The organism is Arthrobacter sp. I3 (genome assembly GCF_000520575.1).
Classification (GTDB): domain Bacteria; phylum Actinomycetota; class Actinomycetes; order Actinomycetales; family Micrococcaceae; genus Arthrobacter; species Arthrobacter humicola_A.
The window spans coordinates 14,716-17,371 of the sequence record NZ_KI914929.1 but is presented as its reverse complement, the minus strand read 5'-3'; the positions used below and the strand labels follow the sequence as shown (position 1 = coordinate 17,371).

Annotated in this window: 4 protein-coding genes; all 4 read left to right on the top strand. The window is 68.9% G+C overall.

Annotated features, from left to right (window positions below; all coding sequences use genetic code 11):
• Positions 1-39 precede the first annotated feature (39 nt).
• Positions 40-573, top strand: a complete 534-nt coding sequence (locus Y706_RS0112990; RefSeq protein WP_173403079.1) for an amino-acid N-acetyltransferase — start codon at positions 40-42, stop codon at positions 571-573.
• A gap of 208 nt (positions 574-781) precedes the next feature.
• Positions 782-1,063, top strand: coding sequence for a hypothetical protein (locus Y706_RS0112985; RefSeq protein ID WP_156945144.1), 282 nt, complete (start codon positions 782-784; stop codon positions 1,061-1,063).
• A gap of 157 nt (positions 1,064-1,220) precedes the next feature.
• Positions 1,221-2,222 carry a dihydroxyacetone kinase subunit DhaK gene (dhaK, locus tag Y706_RS0112980; RefSeq protein ID WP_028276913.1) on the top strand — a complete coding sequence of 334 codons (1,002 nt, stop codon included), beginning with the start codon at positions 1,221-1,223 and terminating at the stop codon, positions 2,220-2,222.
• A gap of 2 nt (positions 2,223-2,224) precedes the next feature.
• Positions 2,225-2,656 (top strand): dihydroxyacetone kinase subunit DhaL (gene dhaL / locus Y706_RS28215; protein WP_043436125.1); only part of this gene is annotated, 432 nt, incomplete at its 3' end.

Below are 2,656 nucleotides of genomic sequence, written 5' to 3'. Positions count from 1 at the left end.
GGGAGCCGGCCGGGCCCGGGGCACCCGTAAGATTGGGCTGTGACTGAGACCGTGACTGAGACCGCGACTGAGACGATCCGCATCCGCCCCGCCCGCACCGACGACGTTGGCGCCATCAAGACCCTCGTGGCGCCGCTGGCCGACCAGCGGATCCTCATGGCCAAGGAAACCGTGGCCTACTACGAAAGCCTGCAGGAGTTCCGGATCGCCGAATCCGAAGACGGCGGGGTGATCGGCTGCGGGGCGCTGCACGTCATGTGGGAGGACCTCGCGGAGGTCCGCACCCTCGCGGCCTCGGACGCCTGGCGCGGCAAGGGCGTGGGCCACGCGCTGGTGGAGCGCCTGCTGGAGGATGCCCGCGCGCTGGGAGTCTCCCGGGTCTTCTGCCTGACGTTCGAAGTGGAGTTCTTCAAGAAGCACGGCTTTGAAGTCATGGCTGACCAGACCGCCGTCGACCCCGTGGTGTATTCCGAGCTCCTGCGCTCGCACGACGAAGGGGTGGCCGAGTTCCTGGACCTGGCGCGGGTCAAACCGAACACGCTGGGCAACACCAGGATGATCAAGGAGCTGTAGCCGCCGCCGGGTTGCGGCTGCGCGCGGCTGTTCGCCGGCCAGCGAAGGCGGCGCCCCGGCCAGCGAAAGTGGCTCCAGGCCGGCGCCGGCAACCGCCAGGAACCCGACGTCCACGCGGGGCTTCCCTTCAGTAAATTTGGTGGATAAACTGATGCCGGCCCAGGGGGTGGGCCGCCATACTTCCGGAGGCAAAAAATTGCACAAAGCCGTGATTTTTCCCGATCTCTCCGCAATCCACAGGTCAATCGCCAGCGCTCCGGCAGGACCGCCGGACCAGCCGCTGGAAGCGCTGCCGCCCGAACCCGCCAACCACTCCTCGCCCGGCACCGGCGCGCCCGTGACGGGGCAAACCGCCGAGACAGTATCTGCCGCGTCGGGACCGCCGGCCACGTCCCGCGCCCGCAAGGGCCGGCTCGCCGCGCCGCCGTTCTCATGGCTGGGCGTCGATGCCTGGCCGCATTCTCCGGCCTGGGCCGACCAACAAGCCTGAAGCGCGGGGGTTCGGAACGCACGGCCACAACCCCGCCGCCCCGGGATTCGCAGCCCGCCAGGGAGCCCGGGCCGGGGGAACGGGGAGCCTACCGCCGGCCGTGCCCCGGTAGTAGGGTCTAAGCAAGCAGCCAGGACACCATCCAGGGAGCACCGCCATGAAGAAACTCATCAATGATCCCAAAGCCGTGGTCGACGAGTCAGTGGAGGGGTTCGGGCTTGCTCACGCCGACCTCGTGACCGTCTTCCCGGACCCGAAATACATCGTGCGCAAGGACGCTCCCGTCGCAGGGAAAGTCGGGCTCGTCTCCGGCGGCGGCAGCGGACACGAACCGCTGCACGGCGGGTACGTGGGCCTGGGCATGCTCGACGCCGCCGTCCCGGGCGCCGTGTTCACCTCTCCCACTCCGGACCAGATCCTGCCGGCCACGCTGGCCGTAAGCTCCGGCGCCGGCGTCGTGCACATCGTGAAGAACTACACCGGTGACGTCCTGAACTTCGAAACCGCCGCCGAACTCGCGCAGGCCGAAGGCGTCGAGATCCGCACCGTGCTCGTCAACGACGACGTCGCAGTGCAGGATTCGCTGTACACGGCCGGGCGCCGGGGCGTCGGCGGCACCGTCCTGGTCGAGAAAATCGCCGGTGCGGCCGCCGAGCGCGGTGACAACCTGGACGCCGTCGCCGCGATCGGTGACCGCGTCAACCACAACGTGCGCAGCATGGGCGTGGCGTTGTCTGCCTGCACCGTTCCGCATGCCGGGGTGCCCAGTTTTGAGCTCGAGGAAAACGAGATCGAGATCGGCATCGGCATCCACGGCGAACCGGGACGGCACCGCATCCCGATGGAAAACGCCGACGGGATCACCGACCGTCTCCTGGATCCGGTGGTCAGCGACCTCGGCCTTGCTTCCGGGGACCAGGTGCTCCTGTTCGTCAACGGCATGGGCGGCACCCCGCAAAGCGAGCTGTACATCGTCTACCGCAGGGCCGCGCAGAAATTGGCCGAGCAGGGCGTCACCGTGGCCCGCTCCCTGGTGGGCAACTACATCACGTCCCTCGAAATGCAGGGCTGCTCCATCACTGTCCTGCGTCTCGATGACGAGATGACAACACTCTGGGACGCTCCCGTGCACACTCCGGCCCTTCGCTGGGGCGTCTGACCGTGGGCTTGGATGTCGGCTGGGCGGTGCGGTGGCTGACGCTTTCGGCGCAGGCCATGGCGGAGCACCGGGTGGAACTGATCGAGCTGGACCGTCCCATCGGGGACTCGGACCACGGCGAGAACATGGACCGCGGCTTCAAGGCCGTGATGGACAAACTTGCCGAGACGCCGCCGGAAACCCCGGCCGCGGCCCTGAAACTGACGGCCATGACGCTGATGTCCAAGGTCGGCGGGGCGGCCGGCCCGCTGTATGGCACGGCGTTCCTGCGGGCCGCCACGGCCCTGGGTGAGGCCTCCGACGTCGACGCCGCCACCCTCGCTGCCGCGCTGCAGGCCGCCCGCGACGGGATCGTCGCCCGCGGCAAGGCCGAATCCGGCGACAAGACCATGGTGGACGCCTGGACGCCCGCGATCGAGGCGGCCGCCGCAGCG